This window comes from Pseudomonas pharyngis (genome assembly GCF_021602345.1).
Classification (GTDB): Bacteria; Pseudomonadota; Gammaproteobacteria; order Pseudomonadales; family Pseudomonadaceae; genus Aquipseudomonas; species Aquipseudomonas pharyngis.
Genome location: NZ_BQID01000007.1, coordinates 185,124 through 206,904, shown reverse-complemented (window position 1 = coordinate 206,904; position 21,781 = coordinate 185,124). Strand labels below are relative to the sequence as shown.

The 21,781-nt window shown below is 61.4% G+C and carries 23 protein-coding genes; 11 read left to right on the top strand and 12 right to left on the bottom strand.

The annotated features are described in order from the left end of the window. Positions 1 to 2 precede the first annotated feature (2 nt). The 4 genes from murA to hisC all read left to right on the top strand — a co-directional run bounded on the left by murA (position 3) and on the right by hisC (position 4,537). A complete protein-coding gene (murA, locus tag L6D74_RS16405; RefSeq protein ID WP_236189810.1) occupies positions 3 to 1,268 on the top strand; it encodes a UDP-N-acetylglucosamine 1-carboxyvinyltransferase in 1,266 nt (421 codons plus the stop codon). A gap of 127 nt (positions 1,269 to 1,395) precedes the next feature. Next, the gene (hisG, locus tag L6D74_RS16400) at positions 1,396 to 2,031 is read left to right on the top strand and encodes an ATP phosphoribosyltransferase (RefSeq protein ID WP_007953554.1); all 636 of its coding nucleotides are present in this window, start codon (positions 1,396 to 1,398) and stop codon (positions 2,029 to 2,031) included. Between the two features lie 125 nt (positions 2,032 to 2,156). After that, positions 2,157 to 3,482, top strand: coding sequence for a histidinol dehydrogenase (hisD, locus tag L6D74_RS16395; RefSeq protein WP_064593403.1), 1,326 nt, complete (start codon positions 2,157 to 2,159; stop codon positions 3,480 to 3,482). A gap of 2 nt (positions 3,483 to 3,484) precedes the next feature. Beyond that, positions 3,485 to 4,537, top strand: coding sequence for a histidinol-phosphate transaminase (gene hisC / locus L6D74_RS16390; protein WP_236189808.1), 1,053 nt, complete (start codon positions 3,485 to 3,487; stop codon positions 4,535 to 4,537). A 47-nt stretch (positions 4,538 to 4,584) separates the two neighbouring features. On the opposite strand, the gene algW is transcribed toward hisC, so the two are convergent. After that, positions 4,585 to 5,745, bottom strand: coding sequence for a Do family serine endopeptidase AlgW (algW, locus tag L6D74_RS16385; protein ID WP_236189806.1), 1,161 nt, complete (start codon positions 5,743 to 5,745; stop codon positions 4,585 to 4,587). Positions 5,746 to 5,848: 103 nt separating this feature from the next. Here algW and L6D74_RS16380 point away from each other — a divergent pair, with 103 nt between their 5' ends. The 3 genes from L6D74_RS16380 (at position 5,849) to cysN (ending at position 9,568) form a co-directional block, all read left to right on the top strand. Continuing rightward, the gene (locus tag L6D74_RS16380) at positions 5,849 to 6,607 is read left to right on the top strand and encodes a Nif3-like dinuclear metal center hexameric protein (protein WP_011332485.1); all 759 of its coding nucleotides are present in this window, start codon (positions 5,849 to 5,851) and stop codon (positions 6,605 to 6,607) included. A 135-nt stretch (positions 6,608 to 6,742) separates the two neighbouring features. After that, on the top strand, positions 6,743 to 7,660 hold the full coding sequence (cysD, locus tag L6D74_RS16375) for a sulfate adenylyltransferase subunit CysD (RefSeq protein ID WP_007912374.1): 918 nt from the start codon (positions 6,743 to 6,745) through the stop codon (positions 7,658 to 7,660). Between the two features lie 9 nt (positions 7,661 to 7,669). Then, complete coding sequence (gene cysN, locus L6D74_RS16370; protein WP_236189804.1) at positions 7,670 to 9,568, top strand: sulfate adenylyltransferase subunit CysN; 1,899 nt, start codon at positions 7,670 to 7,672, stop codon at positions 9,566 to 9,568. 113 nt (positions 9,569 to 9,681) lie between these two features. Here the strand turns inward: cysN and L6D74_RS16365 are convergent, their stop codons facing one another. From L6D74_RS16365 to L6D74_RS16355, 3 genes are read right to left on the bottom strand one after another with little or no spacing between them, the layout of a single operon-like run. Beyond that, the gene (locus tag L6D74_RS16365) at positions 9,682 to 10,587 is read right to left on the bottom strand and encodes an acyltransferase (RefSeq protein WP_236189803.1); all 906 of its coding nucleotides are present in this window, start codon (positions 10,585 to 10,587) and stop codon (positions 9,682 to 9,684) included. Between the two features lie 4 nt (positions 10,588 to 10,591). Continuing rightward, positions 10,592 to 12,691: a phosphate acetyltransferase gene (gene pta / locus L6D74_RS16360; protein WP_236189802.1), complete on the bottom strand. Its 2,100-nt coding sequence runs from the start codon at positions 12,689 to 12,691 to the stop codon at positions 10,592 to 10,594. Positions 12,692 to 12,751: 60 nt separating this feature from the next. Continuing rightward, positions 12,752 to 13,090 (bottom strand): DUF3565 domain-containing protein, encoded by a 339-nt coding sequence (locus tag L6D74_RS16355; protein WP_039769326.1) that lies wholly within the window; start codon positions 13,088 to 13,090, stop codon positions 12,752 to 12,754. Here L6D74_RS16355 and L6D74_RS16350 point away from each other — a divergent pair. From L6D74_RS16350 to L6D74_RS16340, 3 genes are all read left to right on the top strand, one after another. Further along, positions 13,059 to 13,544 (top strand): FKBP-type peptidyl-prolyl cis-trans isomerase, encoded by a 486-nt coding sequence (locus tag L6D74_RS16350; protein WP_007959084.1) that lies wholly within the window; start codon positions 13,059 to 13,061, stop codon positions 13,542 to 13,544. The two genes, L6D74_RS16355 and L6D74_RS16350, sit on opposite strands and share 32 nt — an antisense overlap. Positions 13,545 to 13,667: 123 nt before the next feature. Beyond that, positions 13,668 to 14,150, top strand: coding sequence for a glutathione peroxidase (locus L6D74_RS16345; protein WP_007959082.1), 483 nt, complete (start codon positions 13,668 to 13,670; stop codon positions 14,148 to 14,150). 157 nt (positions 14,151 to 14,307) lie between these two features. Continuing rightward, positions 14,308 to 15,411 carry an NADH:flavin oxidoreductase gene (locus tag L6D74_RS16340; protein WP_064600676.1) on the top strand — a complete coding sequence of 368 codons (1,104 nt, stop codon included), beginning with the start codon at positions 14,308 to 14,310 and terminating at the stop codon, positions 15,409 to 15,411. On the opposite strand, the gene L6D74_RS16335 is transcribed toward L6D74_RS16340, so the two are convergent. Continuing rightward, positions 15,380 to 16,600, bottom strand: a complete 1,221-nt coding sequence (locus L6D74_RS16335) for a glycosyltransferase family 4 protein (RefSeq protein ID WP_236189801.1) — start codon at positions 16,598 to 16,600, stop codon at positions 15,380 to 15,382. The two genes, L6D74_RS16340 and L6D74_RS16335, sit on opposite strands and share 32 nt — an antisense overlap. A gap of 42 nt (positions 16,601 to 16,642) precedes the next feature. Beyond that, positions 16,643 to 17,395, bottom strand: coding sequence for a sulfate transporter CysZ (cysZ, locus tag L6D74_RS16330; protein ID WP_236189800.1), 753 nt, complete (start codon positions 17,393 to 17,395; stop codon positions 16,643 to 16,645). A gap of 310 nt (positions 17,396 to 17,705) precedes the next feature. Here cysZ and trxB point away from each other — a divergent pair, with 310 nt between their 5' ends. Next, the gene (trxB, locus tag L6D74_RS16325; protein WP_039769336.1) at positions 17,706 to 18,668 is read left to right on the top strand and encodes a thioredoxin-disulfide reductase; all 963 of its coding nucleotides are present in this window, start codon (positions 17,706 to 17,708) and stop codon (positions 18,666 to 18,668) included. A 64-nt stretch (positions 18,669 to 18,732) separates the two neighbouring features. Here the strand turns inward: trxB and L6D74_RS16320 are convergent, their stop codons facing one another. From L6D74_RS16320 to L6D74_RS16295, 6 genes are all read right to left on the bottom strand, one after another. Beyond that, positions 18,733 to 19,071 (bottom strand): HopJ type III effector protein, encoded by a 339-nt coding sequence (locus tag L6D74_RS16320; protein ID WP_011332495.1) that lies wholly within the window; start codon positions 19,069 to 19,071, stop codon positions 18,733 to 18,735. Next, positions 19,064 to 19,360: a DUF1244 domain-containing protein gene (locus L6D74_RS16315; protein WP_236189799.1), complete on the bottom strand. Its 297-nt coding sequence runs from the start codon at positions 19,358 to 19,360 to the stop codon at positions 19,064 to 19,066. Before L6D74_RS16315 ends, L6D74_RS16320 begins: the two co-directional genes overlap by 8 nt. 68 nt (positions 19,361 to 19,428) lie before the next feature. After that, positions 19,429 to 19,800, bottom strand: coding sequence for a dihydroneopterin triphosphate 2'-epimerase (folX, locus tag L6D74_RS16310; protein ID WP_007957207.1), 372 nt, complete (start codon positions 19,798 to 19,800; stop codon positions 19,429 to 19,431). Further along, complete coding sequence (gene folE, locus L6D74_RS16305; protein ID WP_236189798.1) at positions 19,801 to 20,361, bottom strand: GTP cyclohydrolase I FolE; 561 nt, start codon at positions 20,359 to 20,361, stop codon at positions 19,801 to 19,803. A 22-nt stretch (positions 20,362 to 20,383) separates the two neighbouring features. After that, entirely contained in the window at positions 20,384 to 21,094 is a 711-nt protein-coding gene (folM, locus tag L6D74_RS16300) for a dihydromonapterin reductase (protein WP_236189797.1), read from the bottom strand. A 56-nt stretch (positions 21,095 to 21,150) separates the two neighbouring features. Continuing rightward, a complete protein-coding gene (locus L6D74_RS16295) occupies positions 21,151 to 21,720 on the bottom strand; it encodes an antibiotic biosynthesis monooxygenase (protein ID WP_064593423.1) in 570 nt (189 codons plus the stop codon). Between the last annotated feature and the right edge of the window lie 61 nt (positions 21,721 to 21,781).

The window sequence follows — 21,781 nt, the reverse complement described above, 5'->3', positions numbered from 1 at the left end:
TTATGGATAAATTGATTATTACCGGTGGCGCTCGTCTTGATGGCGAGATCCGCATCTCCGGGGCGAAGAACTCCGCCCTGCCGATCCTGGCCGCCACCCTGCTGTGCGATGGCCCGGTTACCGTTGGCAACCTGCCGCACCTGCACGACATCACCACCATGATCGAGCTGTTCGGTCGCATGGGCATCGAGCCTGTGATCGACGAGAAGCTCAGCGTCGAAATCGACCCGCGCACCATCAAGACCCTGATCGCCCCGTACGAGCTGGTGAAAACCATGCGCGCGTCGATCCTGGTGCTGGGCCCGATGGTTGCGCGTTTCGGTGAAGCCGAAGTCGCACTGCCTGGCGGTTGCGCCATCGGTTCGCGTCCGGTCGACCTGCACATCCGTGGCCTGGAAGCCATGGGCGCGATCATCGACGTCGAAGGCGGCTACATCAAGGCCAAGGCGCCTGAAGGCGGCCTGCGTGGCGCTCACTTCTTCTTTGATACCGTCAGCGTGACCGGTACCGAGAACATCATGATGGCCGCCGCTCTGGCCAAGGGCCGTAGCGTGTTGCAGAACGCCGCCCGTGAGCCGGAAGTGGTCGACCTGGCGAACTTCCTCAACGCCATGGGCGCCAAGGTGTCCGGTGCCGGCACCGACACCATCACCATCGACGGCGTCGAGCGTCTGGGTTCGGCTTTCTACAAGGTCATGCCTGACCGTATCGAAACCGGCACCTACCTGGTGGCCGCTGCGGTTACCGGTGGCCGTGTGAAGGTCAAGGACACTGATCCGACCATCCTCGAAGCCGTTCTGGAAAAACTCCGTGAAGCCGGCGCAGAAATCACCTGTGGTGAAGACTGGATCGAGCTGAACATGCATGGCAAACGCCCGAAAGCGGTCAACGTGCGCACCGCGCCGTACCCGGCGTTCCCGACCGACATGCAGGCGCAGTTCATCTCGCTCAACGCCATTGCCGAAGGCACCGGTGCCGTGATCGAGACGATCTTCGAAAACCGCTTCATGCACGTCTACGAACTGCATCGCATGGGCGCCAAGATCCAGGTCGAGGGCAACACGGCCATCGTGACCGGTACTGAAATCCTCAAGGGCGCGCCAGTCATGGCTACCGACCTGCGGGCTTCGGCCAGCCTCGTGATCTCGGCCCTGATGGCTGAAGGCGATACCCTGATCGACCGCATCTACCACATCGACCGTGGTTACGAGTGCATCGAGGAAAAACTGCAGATGCTGGGCGCCAGGATCCGTCGCGTTCCGGGCTAGTCGCTGCATCTGGACACAGGGAAGTGTCCGTTGAATTCTTTTTGATCGGGGGTGGCAACGCCCTCGATGTATGTCCGGCGCCGATTGCGACCGGACATGAGTACCTTGATAAGGACTGACGTTTCCCATGTTGACCATCGCACTGTCCAAGGGCCGCATCCTTGACGACACCCTGCCGCTTCTGGCCGAAGCGGGCATCGTGCCGACCGAGAATCCGGACAAGAGCCGCAAGCTGATCATCCCCACGACCCAGGAAGACGTTCGCCTGTTGATCGTGCGGGCCACCGACGTGCCGACCTATGTCGAGCATGGCGCGGCCGACCTCGGCGTTGCCGGTAAAGACGTGCTGATGGAATACACCGGCCAGGGCCTGTACGAGCCGCTGGATCTGCAGATTGCCCAGTGCAAGCTGATGACCGCCGGCAAGGTCGGCGCGGTCGAGCCCAAGGGCCGCCTGCGCGTCGCCACCAAATTCGTCAACGTCGCCAAGCGTTACTACGCCGAGCAGGGCCGTCAGGTCGACATCATCAAGCTGTACGGCTCGATGGAGCTGGCACCGCTGATCGGTCTGGCCGACAAGATCATCGACGTGGTCGACACCGGCAACACCCTGCGCGCCAACGGCCTGGAACCCCAGGAACTGATCGCCACGATCAGCTCGCGTCTGGTCGTCAATAAAGCTTCGATGAAAATGCAACACGCCCGAATCCAGGCGTTGATCGACACCCTGCGCAAGGCAGTGGAGTCTCGACACCGCGGCTGATGTACCTGCGCGACGTTAAGTCGCGCCCGTCTATCCGCCTCATAGCCAGAATCTCAGGTGCCCAAGCGGATCGAATGGTAATTTCGGGCGCCTGAGTTTTTTGCCATTCCTATGAGGCTCTCGCTATGACCGCACCGACTGCAATTCGCCGACTCAACGCTGCTGACCCGGATTTCGCGCATCATCTGGATCATCTGCTGAGCTGGGAAAGTGTGTCTGACGACTCGGTCAATCAGCGGGTGCTGGACATCATCAAGGCTGTGCGCGAGCGCGGTGACGCGGCGCTGGTCGAGTTCACCCAGAAATTCGACGGCCTCGAAGTCGCCTCGATGGCGGACTTGATCCTGCCGCGCGAGCGTCTGGAACTGGCCCTGACCCGCATCACCGTGCCGCAACGCGAAGCGCTGGAAAAAGCCGCCGCCCGCGTGCGCAGCTATCACGAAAAACAGAAGCAGGACTCCTGGAGCTACACCGAAGCCGACGGCACCGTGCTGGGTCAGAAGGTCACGCCACTGGATCGCGCCGGTCTGTACGTGCCGGGCGGCAAGGCGTCATACCCGTCGTCGGTGTTGATGAACGCGATTCCGGCCAAGGTCGCCGGCGTGACCGAAGTGGTCATGGTGGTGCCGACCCCGCGCGGCGAAGTCAACGAACTGGTGCTGGCGGCCGCGTGCATCGCCGGTGTCGACCGGGTGTTCACCATCGGTGGCGCACAAGCCGTTGCCGCGTTGGCCTATGGCACTGAAAGCGTGCCGCAGGTGGACAAGGTTGTCGGTCCGGGCAACATCTACGTGGCGACCGCCAAGCGTCACGTGTTCGGTCAGGTCGGCATCGACATGATCGCCGGCCCGTCGGAAATCCTCGTGGTGTGCGACGGCCAGACAGATCCGGACTGGATCGCCATGGACCTGTTCTCCCAAGCCGAGCACGACGAAGATGCTCAGGCGATTCTGGTCAGCCCGGACGCCGAGTTCCTCGACAAGGTCGCCGCGAGCATCGACAAACTGCTGCCGACCATGGATCGCGCGACCATCATCGAAACCTCGATCAACGGCCGTGGTGCCCTGATCCACGTGCGTGACATGACCCAGGCCATCGAAGTCGCCAACCGCATCGCCCCGGAACACCTTGAGCTGTCGGTCGCCGACCCGCAGGCCTGGCTGCCGCAGATTCGCCACGCCGGCGCGATCTTCATGGGCCGTCACACCTCCGAAGCGCTGGGCGACTACTGCGCGGGTCCGAATCACGTGCTGCCGACCTCCGGCACTGCGCGTTTTTCCTCGCCGCTGGGCGTGTACGACTTTCAGAAACGCTCGTCGATCATCTTCTGCTCCGAGGCCGGCGCTTCCGAGCTTGGCAAGACTGCATCGATCCTGGCCCGCGGCGAATCGCTGAGCGCCCACGCGCGCAGCGCCGAATACCGCATCAAAGACGAAGTGAAGGGGAACTGAACATGAGTAAATTCTGGAGCCCGTTCGTCAAGAATCTGGTGCCTTACGTGCCGGGCGAGCAGCCGAAGCTGACCCGTCTGGTCAAGCTCAACACCAACGAAAACCCGTACGGCCCGTCACCAAAAGCCCTGGCGGCGATGCAGACCGAACTCAACGACAACCTGCGCCTGTACCCGGACCCGAACAGCGATCTGCTGAAAAACGCCGTCGCCAACTACTACGGCGTACAAAGCAATCAAGTGTTCCTCGGCAACGGTTCGGACGAAGTGCTGGCGCACATCTTCCACGGTCTGCTGCAACACGATCAGCCGATCCTGTTCCCGGACATCAGCTACAGCTTCTATCCGGTTTACTGCGGCCTTTACGGCATCACGTTCGACGCGGTGCCGCTGGATGCGCAGTTCCAGATCAACCCGGCGGACTACGCCAAGCCGAACGGCGGGATCATCTTCCCCAATCCGAACGCACCAACCGGTTGCCTGCTGGCACTGGAAGCGGTCGAGCAGATTCTCAAGGCCAACCCGGATTCCGTGGTGGTGGTCGACGAGGCCTACATCGACTTTGGCGGTGAAACCGCGATCAGTCTGGTCGACCGTTACTCGAACCTGCTGGTGACCCAGACCCTGTCCAAGTCCCGTTCGCTGGCGGGCCTGCGGGTCGGTCTGGCGGTCGGGCATCCAGACCTGATCGAGGCGCTGGAGCGGATCAAGAACAGCTTCAACTCTTACCCGATCGATCGCATGGCGAATGTCGGTGCGGCGGCAGCGTTCGAAGATCGCGAGTACTTCGACAAGACCTGCGCATTAGTCATCGAGAGTCGCGAGTGGGTGGTTGCGCAGTTGCAGGCCAAGGGCTTTGAAGTGCTGCCGTCAGCGGCGAACTTCATCTTCGCCCGGCATCCGCAACACGATGCGGCGGGGCTGGCGGCCAAACTGCGTGAGCAGGGCGTGATCGTGCGCCACTTCAAGCAGGAGCGGATTGCCCAGTTCCTGCGGATCTCGATCGGCACGCCGGAGCAGAATCAGGCGTTGATCGACGGTCTTGGCGAACTCTGATCAGCCGCCGTAAAAAAGGGAGCGAATTCGCTCCCTTTTTTTGTGCTTCAGTTTTCTTCCTTTTCCTTGACCGGAGCAGGCGGCGGACGCAGACCGATCTCGGCGGTCAGCTTCAACTCCTTGCCATTGCGCATCACCTGAATCGTGACCTTGTCGGTCGGTTTGATCCGCGCCACCTGGTTCATCGACTTGCGGCCATCGCCGGCCGGTTCTCCGTCGATGCTGAGGATCACATCACCCAGTTGCAGGCCGGCCTTCTGTGCCGGGCCGTCGCGGAAAATCCCCGCCACCACGATCCCCGGACGCCCGGACAGGCCGAACGACTCGGCCAGTTCCTGGGTCAGCGGTTGCACTTCAATGCCCAGCCAGCCGCGAATCACCTGACCGTGCTCGATGATCGACTTCATCACTTCCATCGCCAGTTTCACCGGGATCGCAAAACCGATGCCTTGCGAGCCGCCGGACTTGGAGAAGATCGCGGTGTTGATGCCAGTCAGGTTGCCGTTGGCGTCGACCAACGCGCCGCCGGAGTTGCCGGGGTTGATCGCCGCGTCGGTCTGAATGAAGTCTTCGTAGTTGTTCAGGCCCAACTGATTACGGCCGGTGGCGCTGATGATGCCCATGGTCACGGTCTGGCCTACGCCGAACGGGTTGCCGATGGCCAGTGCGACGTCGCCGATGCGGATGTTGTCGGAGCGGCCGACGGTGATCGACGGCAGGGTTTTCAGGTCGATTTTCAGCACTGCAAGATCGGTTTCCGGGTCGCTGCCGATCACTCGGGCCAGGGTTTCGCGACCGTCCTTGAGCGCCACGACGATCTGGTCGGCGCCGCTGGTGACGTGGTTGTTGGTCAGGATGTAGCCTTCCGGGCTCATGATCACGCCGGAGCCGAGGCTTGATTCCATGCGCTTCTGCTTCGGCGAATTGTCACCGAAGAAGCGGCGGAACTGCGGATCCTCGAACAGCGGATGGCTCGGCTTGTTGATGACTTTGGTGGTGTAGAGGTTGACCACCGAAGGCGCGGCGATGGTCACCGCGTCCGCATAGGACACCGGCCCCTGCTGCACGCTGGTGGTCTGCGGGGCCTGTTGCAGGTTGACGTCGAGGCTCGGAAGCCCGACCCACTGCGGGTAACGCTGAATAATCAACAGAGCGATAAGCACGCCGGCCAACAGCGGCCAGCCGAAAAAACGCAGCGCCTTGAGCATTAAGCACGTCCTGGAAAAGTTGCAGGCGGGGTCAGACCGCCCATAATGTCGCGCATTATACGAGGCCGCGCGCGCCTCTGAACGGGATATTTAGGAGTCTTTCATGGCCGTCGCCCTGAGCACCCTGGTCGAAGAAGCCGACCGTTACCTTGGCAGTGCGAAAATTGCCGATTATTGCCCCAATGGCCTGCAGGTCGAGGGCCGCCCGCAAGTGATGCGTATTGTCAGCGGCGTCACTGCCAGCCAGGCGTTGCTCGATGCCGCCGTCGAAGCCGAAGCCGACCTGGTGCTGGTGCATCACGGTTATTTCTGGAAGGGCGAGAACCCGTGCATCACCGGCATGAAGCAGCGCCGTTTGAAGACGCTGCTCAAGCACGACATCAGCCTGCTCGGTTATCACCTGCCGCTGGATCTGCACCCGGACGTCGGCAATAACGTGCAACTGGCCCGTCAGCTGGACATCACCGTCGAAGGGCCACTGGATCCGGACAATCTGAAAATCGTCGGTCTGGTCGGTTCACTGAGCGAGCCGATGACCCCGCGTGACTTCGCTCGCAAAGTGCAGGAAGTCATGGGCCGCGAACCGCTGCTGGTCGAAGGCAGTGCGATGATCCGCCGTGTTGGCTGGTGCACCGGCGGCGGTCAGGGCTACATCGACAACGCCATCGCTGCCGGCGTCGATCTGTTCCTCAGCGGCGAAGCCTCCGAGCAGACGTTCCACAGCGCCCGGGAAAACGACATCAGCTTCATCGCCGCCGGCCACCACGCCACCGAGCGCTACGGCGTGCAGGCGCTGGGCGACTATCTGGCGAAGCGTTTTGCCTTGGAGCACATCTTTATCGACTGCCCGAATCCGATCTGAGCGCCCGAACGGGCAGGCATATTCATATACCCTTTCGATCTAGTTGGCGTCCTGATTAGAAGGGGGCGCTGTGCTAGGATTCCCCGCTCGAACACGGCCCGCTGGCCGTTCATAAGAAAGCTTTCGTGAGTAGCCATGGTCGACAAACTGACGCATCTGAAACAGCTGGAGGCGGAAAGCATCCACATCATCCGCGAGGTGGCCGCCGAGTTCGACAACCCGGTGATGCTGTACTCCATCGGTAAAGACTCCGCCGTGATGCTGCATCTGGCACGCAAGGCGTTCTTCCCGGGCAAACTGCCGTTTCCGGTGATGCACGTCGACACCCGCTGGAAATTCCAGGAAATGTACAAGTTCCGCGACAAGATGGTCGAAGAGCTTGGCCTGGACCTCATCACTCATATCAACCCCGATGGCGTGGCGCAGAACATCAACCCGTTCACCCACGGCAGCGCCAAGCACACCGACATCATGAAGACCGAGGGCCTGAAGCAGGCACTCGACAAGCATGGTTTCGACGCCGCCTTCGGCGGTGCCCGTCGCGATGAAGAGAAGTCCCGCGCCAAGGAGCGCGTCTACTCGTTCCGTGACAGCAAACATCGCTGGGACCCGAAGAACCAGCGTCCCGAGCTGTGGAACGTCTACAACGGCAAGGTCAACAAGGGCGAATCCATTCGTGTGTTCCCGCTGTCGAACTGGACCGAACTGGACATCTGGCAGTACATCTACCTCGAAGGCATCCCGATCGTACCGCTGTACTTCGCCGCCGAACGCGAAGTGATCGAGAAGAACGGCACGCTGATCATGATCGACGACGAGCGCATCCTCGAGCACCTGTCCGACGAGGACAAGGCGCGCATCGTCAAAAAGAAAGTGCGTTTCCGTACCCTTGGCTGCTACCCGTTGACGGGCGCGGTGGAGTCCGAGGCCGAAAGCCTGACGGACATCATTCAGGAAATGCTCCTGACGCGAACTTCCGAGCGCCAGGGCCGGGTCATCGACCACGATGGCGCAGGCTCGATGGAAGACAAAAAACGTCAAGGCTATTTCTAAGGGGCTGTCATGTCGCATGTTTCTGATTTGATCAGCGAGGACATCCTCGCCTACCTGGGCCAGCACGAACGTAAAGAGCTGCTGCGCTTTTTGACCTGCGGTAACGTCGATGACGGCAAGAGCACCCTGATCGGGCGCCTGCTGCACGACTCGAAGATGATCTACGAGGATCACCTCGAAGCCATCACCCGCGACTCGAAGAAAGTCGGCACCACCGGTGACGACATCGACCTGGCGTTGCTGGTCGACGGCCTGCAGGCCGAGCGCGAGCAGGGCATCACCATTGATGTCGCCTACCGCTATTTCTCCACCGCCAAGCGCAAATTCATCATCGCCGACACCCCCGGCCATGAGCAGTACACCCGCAACATGGCCACCGGTGCATCCACCTGTGACCTGGCGATCATCCTGGTCGATGCCCGTTACGGCGTGCAGACCCAGACCCGCCGCCACAGCTTCATCGCCTCGTTGCTGGGCATCAAGCACATCGTTGTCGCCATCAACAAGATGGACCTCAAGGGCTTCGATCAGGGCGTGTTCGAGTCGATCAAGGCCGACTACCTGAAGTTCGCCGAAGGCTTGAAGATGAAGCCGACCAGCATGCACTTCGTGCCGATGTCCGCTCTGAAGGGCGACAACGTGGTGAACAAGTCCGAGCGCTCACCGTGGTACACCGGCCAGTCGCTGATGGAAATCCTCGAGACCGTGGAAGTGGCGGGCGATCGCAACTTCACCGATCTGCGTTTCCCGGTGCAGTACGTCAACCGTCCGAACCTGAACTTCCGCGGTTTCGCCGGCACCCTGGCCAGCGGCATCGTCAAGAAGGGCGACGAAGTCGTGGTCCTGCCGTCGGGCAAGAGCAGCCGCGTGAAATCCATCGTCACTTTCGAAGGTGAGCTGGAACACGCAGGTCCTGGCCAGGCGGTAACGCTGACCATGGAAGACGAAATCGACATCTCCCGTGGCGACCTGCTGGTTCACGCCGACAACGTTCCGCCGGTCACCGACAGCTTCGAAGCGATGCTGGTGTGGATGGCTGAAGAGCCGATGCTGCCGGGCAAGAAATACGACATCAAGCGCGCCACCAGTTACGTGCCGGGCTCCATCGCCAGCATCGTCAACAAGGTCGACGTCAACACCCTCGAAGAAGGCCCGGCGAGCGCGTTGCAGCTCAACGAAATCGGCAAGGTGAAGATCGCGCTCGACGCGCCGATCGCCCTCGATGGTTACGACAGCAACCGCACCACCGGCGCGTTCATCGTCATCGACCGTTTGACCAACGGCACCGTCGGCGCCGGCATGATCGTCGCTCAGCCGGTGACCCACGGTACGGCTACGAATCACGGCAAACTGGCCCATGTTGCGACCGAAGAACGCGCTCAGCGTTTCGGTCAGCAACCGGCTACCGTGCTGTTCAGCGGCCTGTCCGGCGCTGGCAAGAGCACCTTGGCATACGCGGTCGAGCGCAAGCTGTTTGATCTGGGTCGTGCGGTGTTTGTGCTGGATGGCCAGAACCTGCGTCATGACCTCAACAAGGGTCTGCCGCAGGATCGCGCCGGACGCACCGAGAACTGGCGTCGTGCCGCGCATGTGGCGCGTCAGTTCAACGAAGCGGGTCTGCTGACGCTTGCGGCGTTTGTGGCGCCGAGTGCCGAAGGTCGTGAACAGGCGAAGGATCTAATCGGCAAGGAGCGTCTGCTGACGGTTTATGTTCAGGCTTCGCCGACTGTGTGCGCCGAACGTGATCCGCAAGGTCTGTATGCTGCCGGTGGCGACAACATTCCGGGTGAATCCTTCCCGTATGACGTGCCGCTGGATGCTGATCTGGTGATCGACACCCAGTCGCTGTCGCTGGATGAAAGCGTCAAGCTGGTGCTGGATCTGTTGCGCAAGCGTGGCGCGATTTAAGCGTTCGCTGCAAAAAGAAAACCCGCAGACAAGTGATTGTCTGCGGGTTTTTTTATAGATCGTTCCCACGCAGAGCGTGGGAACGATCAGTGCCTCGAGGTGCGAACGATCGATTAGCGGCGATCCGGATACTCGCGGTGCATCTGCGCAAGCAGTGCATCCTTGTCTTGCCACAGCTGGTTGATCCAGCCCTGGAATTGCAGGCGGTATTCGCCGTCCTGGTCGTAGTTCCTGCCGATGAACTGCGGTGGGATTTTCAGTTCTTCGAAGTGCACCACTACGTCTCGGACGTTGCCGCACAGCAGATCCCAGAAGCCAGGGCGTCCGCCCGGGTAGTGGATGGTGACGTTGACGATCGATTCCAGTTGTTCGCCCATCGCATCCAGCACGAACGCGATGCCGCCGGCCTTGGGCTTGAGCAGGTATTTGAACGGTGATTGCTGCTGCGCATGCTTGCCTTCGGTAAAGCGTGTGCCCTCGACGAAGTTGAAGATGCCTACCGGGTTGTCGCGGAATTTCGCGCAGGTCTTGCGGGTGGTTTCGAGGTCTTTGCCTTTCTTTTCCGGGTGTTTTTCCAGATAGGCTTTCGAATAGCGTTTCATGAACGGGAAGCCCAGTGTCCACCACGCCAGACCGATGACCGGGACCCAGATCAGTTCCTGCTTGAGGAAGAACTTCAGCGGCTGGATGCGCCGGTTGAGCACGTATTGCAGCACCAGGATGTCGACCCAGCTCTGGTGGTTGCTGGTGATCAGGTACGAGTGTTGATAGTCCAGGCCTTGCAGGCCGCTGAGGTGCCAGCGGGTGCGGCGGACCAGGTTCATCCAGCCCTTGTTGTTGCTGATCCAGGCCTCGTGGGTGTGGCTCATCAGCCAACGCGAAGCGCGGCGTGCGAGGCCGAACGGCAGCACTTTGATCAGCGCCACAAGAAACAGGAACGAGCACAACAGGATCGTGTTCAGCGCCAGCAGCAGCGCGGCGATCACGCCGCGCAGGGGGGCAGGGAGAAAAGCCAGCATCGGGTCAGATATCCAGAGGTCGGTTGGCAGCCTGAATCGCGGTCAGGGCGATGGTGTAGACGATGTCGTCGACCTGCGCGCCGCGCGGCAGATCGTTCACCGGTTTGCGCAGGCCTTGCAGCATCGGGCCGAGGCTCACGCAATCGGCACTGCGTTGAACGGCCTTGTGGGTGGTGTTGCCGGTGTTCAGGTCGGGGAATACGAACACCGTGGCGCGACCGGCCACCTGGCTGTTCGGCGCCAGTTGCCGGGCCACGGTTTCGTTGGCGGCGGCGTCGTACTGCAACGGCCCGTCGATCAGCAGCGAGTGCTGTTGTTCGTGGGCGAGCAGGGTGGCTTCGCGGACTTTCTCGACTTCCTCGCCAGTGGCCGATTCGCCGCTGGAGTAGCTGATCATCGCCACTCGTGGCGTGATACCGAATGCGGCGGCCGAGTCGGCGCTTTGCAGGGCGATCTCCGCCAGTTCGCTGGCGCTCGGATGCGGGTTCATCACGCAGTCGCCGTAGACCAGCACCTCTTCCGGGAACAGCATGAAGAACACCGACGACACCAGTGTGCAGCCCGGAGCGGTCTTGATCAGTTGCAGCGCCGGGCGGATGGTGTTGGCCGTGGTGTTGATGATGCCGGAGACCAGGCCGTCGACTTCATCCAGTGCCAGCATCATGGTGCCGATCACCACGGTGTCTTCCAGTTGCTGCTCGGCCATCGGCGCGTTGAGGCTTTTGCTCTTGCGCAGGGCGACCATCGGCTCGACGTAGCGCTCGCGGATCAGGTCCGGATCGAGGATTTCCAGCCCTGGCGGCAGCGCGATGCCCTGGGCCCGGGCCACGGCTTCGACGTCAGCCGGTTTGGCCAGCAGCACGCAACGGGCAATCCCGCGTTCCTGACAGATTGCCGCTGCCTGTACGGTGAGCGGCTCGCTGCCTTCGGGCAGGACGATACGTTTGTTGGCGGCCTGCGCGCGTTGAATCAATTGATAACGGAACACCGCCGGCGACAGGCGCATTTCCCGTGGCGTGCCACAGCGCTGGTGCAGCCAGTTGGCATCGAGGTGACTGGCGACGAAATCGGTGATGATCTCTGCGCGTTCGCGGTCATCGACGGGGATTTCCTTGTTCAGGCCGTTCAGCAGGTTGGCGGTGTCGTAGGACCCGGTGCTCACCGACAGCACCGGCAAGCCAGCCTGCAACGCGCCACGGCACAGGTCCATGATGCGCGGGTCGGGCAGGGTGTCGCTGGTCAGCAGCAGGCCGGCCAGCGGTACGCCGTTGATAGCCGCGAGGCTGACGGCGAGGATGATGTCGTCGCGATCGCCGGGGGTCACCACCAGCACGCCGGGCTTGAGCAGATCAACGGTGTTGCGCATGGTGCGCGCGCAAATGATGGTCTTGGTCATGCGCCGGGTTTCGTAGTCGCCGGCGTTGAGCACCTGGGCGCCCATCAGGTCGGCGACGTCGCGGGTGCGCGGGGCGTTGAGTTCCGGCTGGAACGGAATGCAGCCGAGCAGACGGAAATCACCTGTGCGCAGCAACGGCGAGTGCTCTTTCAGACGCGCGGCGAAGGCGTCCATGCTCTCGTCGGTCTTGACCTTGTTGAGGATCACGCCGAGGACTTTCGGGTCTTTCGGCCCGCCGAACAACTGCGCCTGCAACTCGACGCGGCCTGACAGCTCGGTCAGCACTTCGTTTTCCGGGGCCGAGACCAGAATCACCTCGGCATCCAGGCTCTTGGCCAAGTGCAGGTTGACCCGCGCGGCGTAGCTGGCGCTGCGGGTTGGCACCATGCCTTCGACGACCAGCACGTCTTTGCCGATGGCGGCCTGCTGGTAGAGGGTGATGATTTCTTCGAGCAACTCGTCGAGCTGACCGTCGCCGAGCATCCGCTCGACGTGGGCCAGGCCCAGTGGCTGCGGCGGTTTCAGGCCGTGGGTGCGCGCTACCAGTTCAGTCGAACGCTCAGGGCCGGTGTCGCCCGGATGCGGCTGGGCAATCGGTTTGAAGAAGCCGACTTTCAGCCCGGCACGCTCCAGCGTACGCACCAGCCCGAGGCTGATGGAGGTCAGACCCACACCAAAGTCGGTGGGCGCGATAAAAAAAGTTTGCATGCGGATTCTCTAAGGGTGCATGGCAATGGCGATCGTCTCTGTGTGCCGATCTGCCGCAATTCAGTCGCCAAGGTTATCGCTAACCGAGCCTTGTGCGCACCAACCGCAAGCAAAGGGTTGGCCTATTTTTTCAATACGTTGCGCGGCGTCCAGCACCCACGCCCGGGACTGCCAGGGCGGGAGGTGGCGCAGGTGCTGGGTGTGGCCGCAGGACAGCTCGGCGACCCAGTGGCCGTCCTCGTCCTGATGGAATCCGCTGACGGTCACGGGCGCCAATCCGTCCCGTCTGTCCGGGTTCTGTTCGCTTTCGGGCAAATCCTTGTTTAGACTTGTCCGTTCTTCATTCTTATGCAAAAGGTCTCGCCCCATGCTGATCGCCGCCAATAAGGCTGTCTCCATCGACTATACCCTGACCAACGACGCTGGTGAGGTCATCGACAGCTCCGCCGGCGGCGCTCCGCTGGTCTACCTGCATGGCGCAGGCAACATCATCCCGGGCCTGGAAAAAGCCCTGGAAGGTAAAGAAGTCGGCAACGAGCTGGACGTTTCCGTCGAGCCGGAAGATGCCTACGGCGAATACGCCGCTGAACTGGTCAGCACCCTGAGCCGCAGCATGTTCGAAGGCGTTGACGAGCTGGAAGTCGGCATGCAGTTCCACGCTTCGGCGCCGGACGGCCAGATGCAGATCGTCACCATTCGTGACCTGGACGGCGACGACGTCACTGTCGACGGCAACCACCCGCTGGCCGGTCAGCGCCTGAACTTCAAGGTGAAGGTCGTTGCCATCCGTGACGCCAGCCAGGAAGAAATCGCTCATGGTCACGTCCATGGCGAAGGTGGCCATCACCACTGATTTTCTGCGCTAAGCTTTCGAGTACTGGAGAGGCGCCCGAGGGCGCCTTTTTAGTCCGCGGCTGTCCTTGGTGGTCTCGCCAAGTGGCTGTTTCGAGTAGAAAACGGGAATCTGGAGTTCGTCATGAGTGCTTTTCACGACCTTAAGTTGACAGCCCTGGATGGCCAGGAGCTACCGCTGGCACCCTTCAAGGGCCAAGTCGTGCTGGTGGTCAACGTCGCCTCCAAATGCGGCTTGACCCCACAGTACGCGGCGCTGGAAAACCTTTATCAGCAATACAAAGGCAAAGGCTTCAGTGTGCTGGGCCTGCCGTGCAACCAGTTTGCCGGCCAGGAACCGGGCAGTGAGCAGGAGATCCAGGAATTCTGCAGCCTCAACTATGGCGTGAGTTTTCCATTGTCGAAAAAGCTCGAAGTCAACGGTCACGACCGCCATCAGCTCTACCGTCTGCTGGCGGGCGAGGGCGCGGAGTTTCCCGGTGACATCACCTGGAATTTCGAGAAATTCCTGCTTGGAAAGGACGGCCGGGTACTGGCCCGGTTCTCGCCGCGCACGGCGCCGGATGATCCTTCGGTGATCACGGCGATTGAAAAAGCCCTGAGCTGAAACACAAAAATCGCAGCCATCGAGCTGCGATTTTTTTCGCCTGCCTTTTGACCCTTAATCATTCAGATCAATAGTGCTATCGGCTGGTTGGAACTGCGCATATTATCGCCGTCATATGATTCGCATGACCGTCGATCAATTTTTCGTGGAGCCTCCCATGCCCGTGCAAGCCCTGTTCAAACCGTTCCAGCTCGGTGCCCTCGAACTGCCGACCCGCGTGGTCATGGCGCCCATGACCCGCTCGTTTTCTCCTGGCGGTGTGCCCAATTCCAAAGTGATCGAGTACTACCGTCGTCGTGCGGCGGCCGGTGTCGGCCTGATCATCACCGAAGGCACCACCGTCGGCCATCAGGCTTCCAACGGTTACCCGAACGTGCCGCACTTCTACGGTGAAGCCGCGCTGGCCGGTTGGAAAAAAGTCGTGGACGCGGTTCACGCCGAAGGCGGCAAGATCGTTCCGCAACTGTGGCACGTCGGCAATGTGCGCCGTCTGGGTACCGAACCGGACGCGAGCGTGCCGGGTTACGGCCCGTCGGAAAAACTCAAGGACGGTCAGGTCGTGGTGCACGGCATGACCAAGCAGGACATTCAGGACGTGATCGCAGCCTTCGCCCAAGCGGCGAAAGATGCCCAGAGCATTGGCATGGACGGCGTGGAAATCCACGGCGCCCACGGTTACCTGATCGACCAGTTCTTCTGGGAAGGCAGCAACCAGCGCACTGACGAATACGGTGGCAGCCTGGCCAACCGTTCGCGTTTCGCCATCGAGCTGATCCAGGCCGTACGCGCGGCGGTGGGTGAAGGCTTCCCGATCATCTTCCGTTTCTCGCAGTGGAAACAGCAGGACTACACCGCGCGTCTGGTGCAAACAGCCGAAGCGCTGGGCGAGTTCCTCAAGCCGTTGTCCGACGCTGGCGTGGACATTTTCCACTGCTCGACGCGCCGTTTCTGGGAGCCGGAATTCGACGGTTCCGACCTGAACCTGGCCGGCTGGACACGCAAGCTGACCGGCAAACCAACCATCACCGTCGGCAGCGTCGGCCTCGACGGCGAGTTCCTCCAGTTCATGGTCAACACCGACAAGGTCGCGCAACCGGCCAGTCTGGAAAAACTGCTGGAGCGTCTGAACAACGACGAGTTCGATCTGGTGGCGGTGGGGCGTGCGCTGCTGGTGGATCCGGACTGGGCGCAGAAAGTGCGCGAAGGCCGCGAGCAGGACATTCTGCCGTTCAGCCGTGAGGCGTTGATGACGCTGGTTTGATCGTTGTGGGAGGCTTGTCGCGCAGGTCGCGGCAAGCCCCCAGCAAATGGTTTTCAAACTGTTCGACGATGGCCGCCCAACCCTGGCGGCTGGCGTGTTGGCGTGCATTCAGGCGCACGCAGCGCAACCTTTCGTCTTCTTCCAGCAGCCACGCTGCTGCCTCGCAGAACGCCTCTTCATCCCCGGGCATCGCCAGCACACCGTTGTAGCCATGGCGAATATGCTGGGCCGCCGCGGCCTGGTCGTAAGCCACCACCCCCAGGCCTGAGGCCAGCGCTTCCAGCACGACGTTGCCAAAGGTTTCGGTCAGGCTCGGAAACAGAAACACATCCCCCGATGCGTAGTGCGCCGCCAGTGCTTCGCCACGTTGCGAGCCGCAGAAAATCGCCTCGGGCAGTTCCTTTTCCAATGCCATTCGTTGCGGCCCGTCGCCGATCACGATCAGCTTCAGATTACGTTGTGGGTAAGTGCCGGCGAGCTTTTCGAAACTGCGCTTGAGCAGACCGAGGTTCTTCTCCGGCGCCAGGCGTCCTACGTGAATGACCGCAATGTCCTGCTCGCCAAGACCCCATTGCTCACGCAAGGTATTCAGGCGCTTGGCCGGGTGAAACAACTGACTGTCGACACCCCGGGACAGTAGCGCGAGGCGTTCGAAGTGGCGACGCTCCAGCTCCAGGCGCTGGCTGACGCTCGGCACCAGGGTCAGGGCCGAACGATTGTGAAACCAGCGCAGATAGTGGGTGAGCACGCGGGTCAGCAAACCCAGCCCGTACTGGTGGGTGTATTGCTGGAAATTGGTGTGAAAGCCGCTGACCACGGCAATACCGAGTCGGCGTGCCGCGCGCAGTGCCGACAGCCCGAGCGGGCCTTCGGTTGCGATATAGAGTACGTCCGGGCGCTGGCGCGTCCAGCGTCGCAGCAGTTTGTGCATCGACGACTGCCCCCATTGCAGCCCCGGATAACCCGGCAACGGCCAGCCTCGGCACAGCAGCAGCGAGTCATCTTCACTTCGCTGCGGATCGTCAGCCTGACGCGGTCGCACCAGTTCCACCCGATGCCCGCGTGCGCGCAAACCGTCGCACAAGCGGCCAAGGGTATTGGCCACGCCGTTGATTTCCGGTGGGAAAGTTTCGCTGATGAGGGTGATATGTAGAGCTGTCGTCATGGCCTCAGTGTCGGCTGAGGCCATGTCGTGGTTGTGACGTTCGGATGATGGATTTGTGACGCGGCCTCAGCGTTGCGTCACCAGATTCTCGGCCCCGCGCTCACGCACCCAGAACAGTGTCGCGCCAGCCACAGCCGCCGGCATCATCAGGATGTTGACCATCGGAATCAGCAGCACCAGATAGACGATCCCGCCGAAGCTCATGCTCTGCCAGCGCTTCTGGCGCAGCCAGGCGAGCATCTCGTTCCAGCCGAGTTTGTGGTTGTCCGCCGGGTAGTCGATGTACTGGATTGCCATCATCCACACCCCGAACAGCAGCCACAGCGGCGCGGCGACGATGTTCACCACCGGGATGAACGAGAGAATGAACAGGCCGATGGCGCGGGGCAGGAAGTAACCGAGTTTGCGCATTTCCCGGGCGAGGGTGCGCGGGATCATGGCGATCAGTTCGCCCCAACTGAAGGCCGGGAAGTCGTCGGTGCCGCGCACCACCACTTCAACCTTTTCCGCGAGGAAACCGTTGAATGGGGCGGCGATCACGTTGGCCAGCATGGTGAAGGTGAAGAACACCATCAGCGCCACCAGCACCACGAACAGCGGCCACAGGATGTAGCTGAGGAAACTCAGCCATTCGGGCAGCGACGGCATCAGCGTGTCGACCCACAGGCTGAACTGGTGACCGGCCAGATAGATCAATCCGACGAACAGCACCAGATTGATGGCCAGCGGCAGCAGCACGAACAGGCGCAGGCCCGGGCTCAAGACCAGTTTGAGGCCCTCACGCAGGTATTGCGGGCCGGACAGAACAGGGGCGGGCATAAGGTGCTCCGAGCAAGGGAAAACGCGCCGACCTTACCGACTTTGCATAACCTGTGAAAGCGCGGCAGGGGGATCGACATTCACTGTAACAAAGACGTCCATCTCGTCAGTGTGTCGGCATAGAGACCACCTATGAGCTGGATTGTTAAACCGTATTTCCTTAATCTTGCCCCCCTCGATACGCTGCACCCAACTTTTTACAGGACTGTCGAGCTCATGCCTTCCCCAAGGTTATCCACAGTCCTTTTTTATTCCCGCCGGCAGTCCGGCGTCCGGCCAGGTGTCTTGGCCGGTCAACAGGAGCAGGTTCATGTCTGAAGTCCGTCATTCGCGAGTGATCATCCTCGGTTCCGGCCCTGCCGGTTACAGCGCTGCCGTCTACGCTGCCCGCGCCAACCTCAAGCCGCTGCTGATCACCGGCATGCAGGCCGGCGGTCAACTGACCACCACCACCGAAGTCGACAACTGGCCGGGCGACGTCCATGGTCTGACCGGCCCGGTGCTGATGGAGCGCATGCGTGAGCACGCCGAGCGTTTTGAAACCGAGATCGTCTTCGATCACATCAATGCTGTGGACTTCGCTTCCAAGCCATACAGCCTGACCGGCGACAGCGGCACCTACACCTGCGATGCACTGATCATCGCCACCGGCGCCAGCGCTCGTTACCTGGGCCTGCCTTCGGAAGAAGCGTTCATGGGTAAAGGCGTTTCGGCCTGCGCGACCTGCGACGGTTTCTTCTATCGCAACAAGCCGGTGGCCGTGGTCGGTGGCGGCAACACTGCTGTGGAAGAAGCGCTTTACCTGGCGAACATCGCCAGCAAGGTCACCCTGATTCACCGTCGCGAAACCTTCCGCGCCGAGAAGATCCTGATCGACAAGCTCAACGCCCGTGTGGCCGAAGGCAAGATCGAGCTAAAGCTGAACGCGACCCTGGACGAAGTGCTGGGTGACAACATGGGCGTGACCGGTGCGCGTCTGAAGAACAACGACGGCAGCTTCGACGAAATCAAGGTCGACGGCGTGTTCATCGCGATCGGCCACACCCCGAACACCTCGCTGTTCGAAGGTCAGCTGGAGCTGAAGGACGGTTACCTCGTCGTTCAGGGCGGCCGTGAAGGCAACGCCACCGCGACCAGCGTCGAAGGCATCTTCGCTGCCGGCGACGTGGCCGACCACGTTTACCGTCAGGCCATCACCTCGGCCGGCGCCGGTTGCATGGCGGCACTGGACACCGAGCGTTACCTGGACGGTCTGCAGAACGCTTCGTTCTAAGATCGCAGAAACGAAAAAACCGGCCAATTGGCCGGTTTTTTCATGCCTGCGATTCGCTCGGGAATCAGCGGCGGGTCAGCGGTTGCGCTTCGAATTTCACGCCCGCCAGACCGTGCTGGATCAGCGCACGGATATTGCCGTGATCGCTGCCTTCAGGCGTTGCCACGACCGAACGGTAGTGTTCGCCGAACGCCAGCAGTGCTTCTTCATCGCTCAAGCCTTCCAGCAACGCCAGACCCAGGGTCTTGCACGAACCTTCGTTCTGCCCGGCGGCGTTCTCCACGCCGCCGTTGTTGAACGCCTGCGGCTGGTAGTCGTAACCGGCGGCGATGAACGACAGGGTGTCGGCAAAAACGTGTTCGCCGCTCTTGAGGCTGGCGCGCAGGGTGTTCAGATCACTCATGGGGTTTTCCTTTGGCGAACGCCGCTTGCTGTTCGGCGCTGGCTTCTTGCTGATATTGGGCTTTCCACTCGGCGTACGGCATGCCGTAAACCACTTCACGGGCATCGTCGAGGCTGATCTCGATCTGGCGTTGGTCGGCTTCGGCCTTGTACCACTTGGACAGGCAGTTGCGGCAGAACCCGGCGAGGTTCATCAGGTCGATGTTCTGCACGTCCTTGCGGCTGTCCAGGTGGGCGACCAGCCGGCGGAAGGCGGCGGCTTCGAGTTCGAGGCGTTGTTGCTCGGTCATGATGGGCTCTGTGCAGTCAAATCGTGGCGCGGATGATAAAAGTCTGACGCCCGGAGCGCCAGACACGTTCAGCGGCTGGCGGCGAGGGTGATCGACACCGACTCGGCAAAACGCAAGGCATGCGGTTTGTCGACTTCGACTTCCGCGTACAGCACCGATTCGTTGGCCATCACCAGATCCAGCAGCTCCTGAGTCAGGCGTTCGAGCAGCGCGAAGCGGTTGCCTTCCACGTGGGCGATGATCGCCTTGGTGATGGTGCGGTAGTTCAGCGCGTGGTCGATGTCGTTGTCACGCACCGCTTCCTGCGCGGCGTACAGGATGGTCAGGTTGATCAGCACATCCTGCTTGTTGAGGATTTCGTCCTCGTTGATCCCGATAAAGGTGCGCAGGCGCAGATCCTTGACCCGGATGCGCGCCATTCCCGGTTGAAGTTGTGGCATTTATTTGCTCCGTCCAATCAATTGCAGGAACTCCTGGCGGGTGTTGCTCGACTCGCGGAAGGCGCCGAGCATGACCGAGGTGTTCATGGTCGAATTCTGTTTCTCGACACCGCGCATCATCATGCACATGTGCCGGGCTTCGATGACCACCGCGACACCGGCGGCATCGGTGACTTGCTGGACCACCTCGGCGATCTGGCGGGTGAGGTTTTCCTGGATCTGCAGGCGGCGGGCGAACATGTCCACCAGTCGCGCGATCTTCGACAGCCCCAGCACCCTGCCCGTCGGAATATAAGCCACATGGGCCTTGCCGATGAAGGGCAGCAGGTGATGTTCGCACAACGAATAGAGCTCGATGTCGGCGACGATGATCATCTCGTCGGTGTCGGAGGCAAACAGCGCGCCATTGACGATCTCTTCAACGCTCTGTTCGTAGCCGTGACACAGATACTGCATGGCCTTGGCCGCCCGCGCCGGTGTGTCTAGCAGTCCTTCGCGGTCAGGGTTTTCACCGAGACCGATCAGGATCTCGCGGTAATGCTCGGGCAGGGAACGGGTCATGGAGCATCCTCGCGGGGGCGTATTACTTGACGTGCCGCCCGCCGTTGACGGTCAGGGTCGTGCCGGTGACATACGGGTTGTCGAGCAGGTAACGCAGGCTCTGATAGATCACTTCGCTGCCGGGTTCGATGCCCAGCGCGGACTTTGCCAGCGCCTTGGCGCGGTACGCCGCGTCGTCGTCGGGATTGAACAATAGCAGGGCTGGCGCGATGCCGTTGACCTTGATTGTCGGCGCGTAGCGCGCAGCGAAGGACAACGTGAGACTGTCGAGCCCGGCCTTGCTGGCGCAATAGCCGATGTGTTTGCTGCTGCCCTTGCGCGTGACGTCATCGCTGATGTGGATGATGTCGGCAGGGCTCGAACGTTGCAGCAGTTCGGCGCAATGCAGGTTGATCAGGTAGGGCGCCAGCATATGAATGTTGAACATCCGGCTGAAGGCTTCGGCTTCGCCGTCGTCGGTTTCCGCCAGCCATTCCGAGGCGTTGTGCACGATGGCGCGCAGGCTGTCGGTGCGGGACTTCAGTTCGGTGATGAACGCGAGGATCGAGGCTTCGCTGGAAAAATCCGCATGCAACCCGAGGGCGCCCAGATCCCGCAACGTCTTCACCCCCGGGCGTTCGCTGCGGTAGGTGAAGATCACCCGATGGCCATCTTCCAGCAGACGCTGCGCACAATGCAGGCCGACCCGCTGGCCGGCGCCGGTGATGAGGAAGGGAGCTGTGGAGGAAGTCATGTACGGCTCGCGTCGAAGTCAGAGCAAAAACTATAACAGCGACGCGAGCGACGGCTTCAGCGATTTTGTGTGGACGGCGTGGCAGGCAATGGGCGAGCAGGCGCCGGGTTGAGCCAGCCGGCCAGCAGGCGGGTCGACAGCGGAATGAAAAAGTAAACCATCAACGGGGTCAGGCACAGCGTGCTGATGAAGACCCTCGGCAACAGGCTCATTTCAGCGAGCAGCGGACCCAGCACGAAGTTGAACAGCAGCGACACCGGGAAGAACGCCAGCCAGATCGCCACGGCCTGTTTCCAGCGCGGCGGGCGATGACCGGCAGCACCGAACCAGCCTTCGATCCCGCTGACCCGATGTTCCGTCGGGTGGGCAAACAGATCGCTGCCACGGGCCAGCCATGCGGTGCGCGAAGCCGAATGTTCCCAAGCGTGCAGGGTCTGTTCGTCGACGAAGCGGAAAATGATCTGGAATTCATCGTCGCCGGGAGGCGGGGCCAGTACGCCGGAGCCGAGATAACCGGGGAAGTCGGTGGCCAGTTGTTCGCCTTCTCGCAACCAGGCGATCAGGTCCTGATAACGACCATTGGCGACACGACGCGCGACCATCAGCGTGACGGGGGAAGTAGACATTGTGTATCTCCGTATTGCAGGTGCGTCGCTCCGGGTAGGAGTTTCGCCTGACGCAGCGCCG

What these genes read in the sequence shown, in the direction of transcription:
- murA (WP_236189810.1), top strand. Translation starts at nt 3, where the DNA reads ATGGATAAATTGATTATTACCGGTGGCGCTCGTCTTGATGGCGAGATC.
- hisG (WP_007953554.1), top strand. Translation starts at nt 1,396, where the DNA reads ATGTTGACCATCGCACTGTCCAAGGGCCGCATCCTTGACGACACCCTG.
- hisD (WP_064593403.1), top strand. Translation starts at nt 2,157, where the DNA reads ATGACCGCACCGACTGCAATTCGCCGACTCAACGCTGCTGACCCGGAT.
- hisC (WP_236189808.1), top strand. Translation starts at nt 3,485, where the DNA reads ATGAGTAAATTCTGGAGCCCGTTCGTCAAGAATCTGGTGCCTTACGTG.
- algW (WP_236189806.1), bottom strand. Translation starts at nt 5,745, where the DNA reads ATGCTCAAGGCGCTGCGTTTTTTCGGCTGGCCGCTGTTGGCCGGCGTG.
- L6D74_RS16380 (WP_011332485.1), top strand. Translation starts at nt 5,849, where the DNA reads ATGGCCGTCGCCCTGAGCACCCTGGTCGAAGAAGCCGACCGTTACCTT.
- cysD (WP_007912374.1), top strand. Translation starts at nt 6,743, where the DNA reads ATGGTCGACAAACTGACGCATCTGAAACAGCTGGAGGCGGAAAGCATC.
- cysN (WP_236189804.1), top strand. Translation starts at nt 7,670, where the DNA reads ATGTCGCATGTTTCTGATTTGATCAGCGAGGACATCCTCGCCTACCTG.
- L6D74_RS16365 (WP_236189803.1), bottom strand. Translation starts at nt 10,587, where the DNA reads ATGCTGGCTTTTCTCCCTGCCCCCCTGCGCGGCGTGATCGCCGCGCTG.
- pta (WP_236189802.1), bottom strand. Translation starts at nt 12,691, where the DNA reads ATGCAAACTTTTTTTATCGCGCCCACCGACTTTGGTGTGGGTCTGACC.
- L6D74_RS16350 (WP_007959084.1), top strand. Translation starts at nt 13,059, where the DNA reads ATGCTGATCGCCGCCAATAAGGCTGTCTCCATCGACTATACCCTGACC.
- L6D74_RS16355 (WP_039769326.1), bottom strand. Translation starts at nt 13,090, where the DNA reads ATGGAGACAGCCTTATTGGCGGCGATCAGCATGGGGCGAGACCTTTTG.
- L6D74_RS16345 (WP_007959082.1), top strand. Translation starts at nt 13,668, where the DNA reads ATGAGTGCTTTTCACGACCTTAAGTTGACAGCCCTGGATGGCCAGGAG.
- L6D74_RS16340 (WP_064600676.1), top strand. Translation starts at nt 14,308, where the DNA reads ATGCCCGTGCAAGCCCTGTTCAAACCGTTCCAGCTCGGTGCCCTCGAA.
- L6D74_RS16335 (WP_236189801.1), bottom strand. Translation starts at nt 16,600, where the DNA reads ATGGCCTCAGCCGACACTGAGGCCATGACGACAGCTCTACATATCACC.
- cysZ (WP_236189800.1), bottom strand. Translation starts at nt 17,395, where the DNA reads ATGCCCGCCCCTGTTCTGTCCGGCCCGCAATACCTGCGTGAGGGCCTC.
- trxB (WP_039769336.1), top strand. Translation starts at nt 17,706, where the DNA reads ATGTCTGAAGTCCGTCATTCGCGAGTGATCATCCTCGGTTCCGGCCCT.
- L6D74_RS16320 (WP_011332495.1), bottom strand. Translation starts at nt 19,071, where the DNA reads ATGAGTGATCTGAACACCCTGCGCGCCAGCCTCAAGAGCGGCGAACAC.
- L6D74_RS16315 (WP_236189799.1), bottom strand. Translation starts at nt 19,360, where the DNA reads ATGACCGAGCAACAACGCCTCGAACTCGAAGCCGCCGCCTTCCGCCGG.
- folX (WP_007957207.1), bottom strand. Translation starts at nt 19,800, where the DNA reads ATGCCACAACTTCAACCGGGAATGGCGCGCATCCGGGTCAAGGATCTG.
- folE (WP_236189798.1), bottom strand. Translation starts at nt 20,361, where the DNA reads ATGACCCGTTCCCTGCCCGAGCATTACCGCGAGATCCTGATCGGTCTC.
- folM (WP_236189797.1), bottom strand. Translation starts at nt 21,094, where the DNA reads ATGACTTCCTCCACAGCTCCCTTCCTCATCACCGGCGCCGGCCAGCGG.
- L6D74_RS16295 (WP_064593423.1), bottom strand. Translation starts at nt 21,720, where the DNA reads ATGTCTACTTCCCCCGTCACGCTGATGGTCGCGCGTCGTGTCGCCAAT.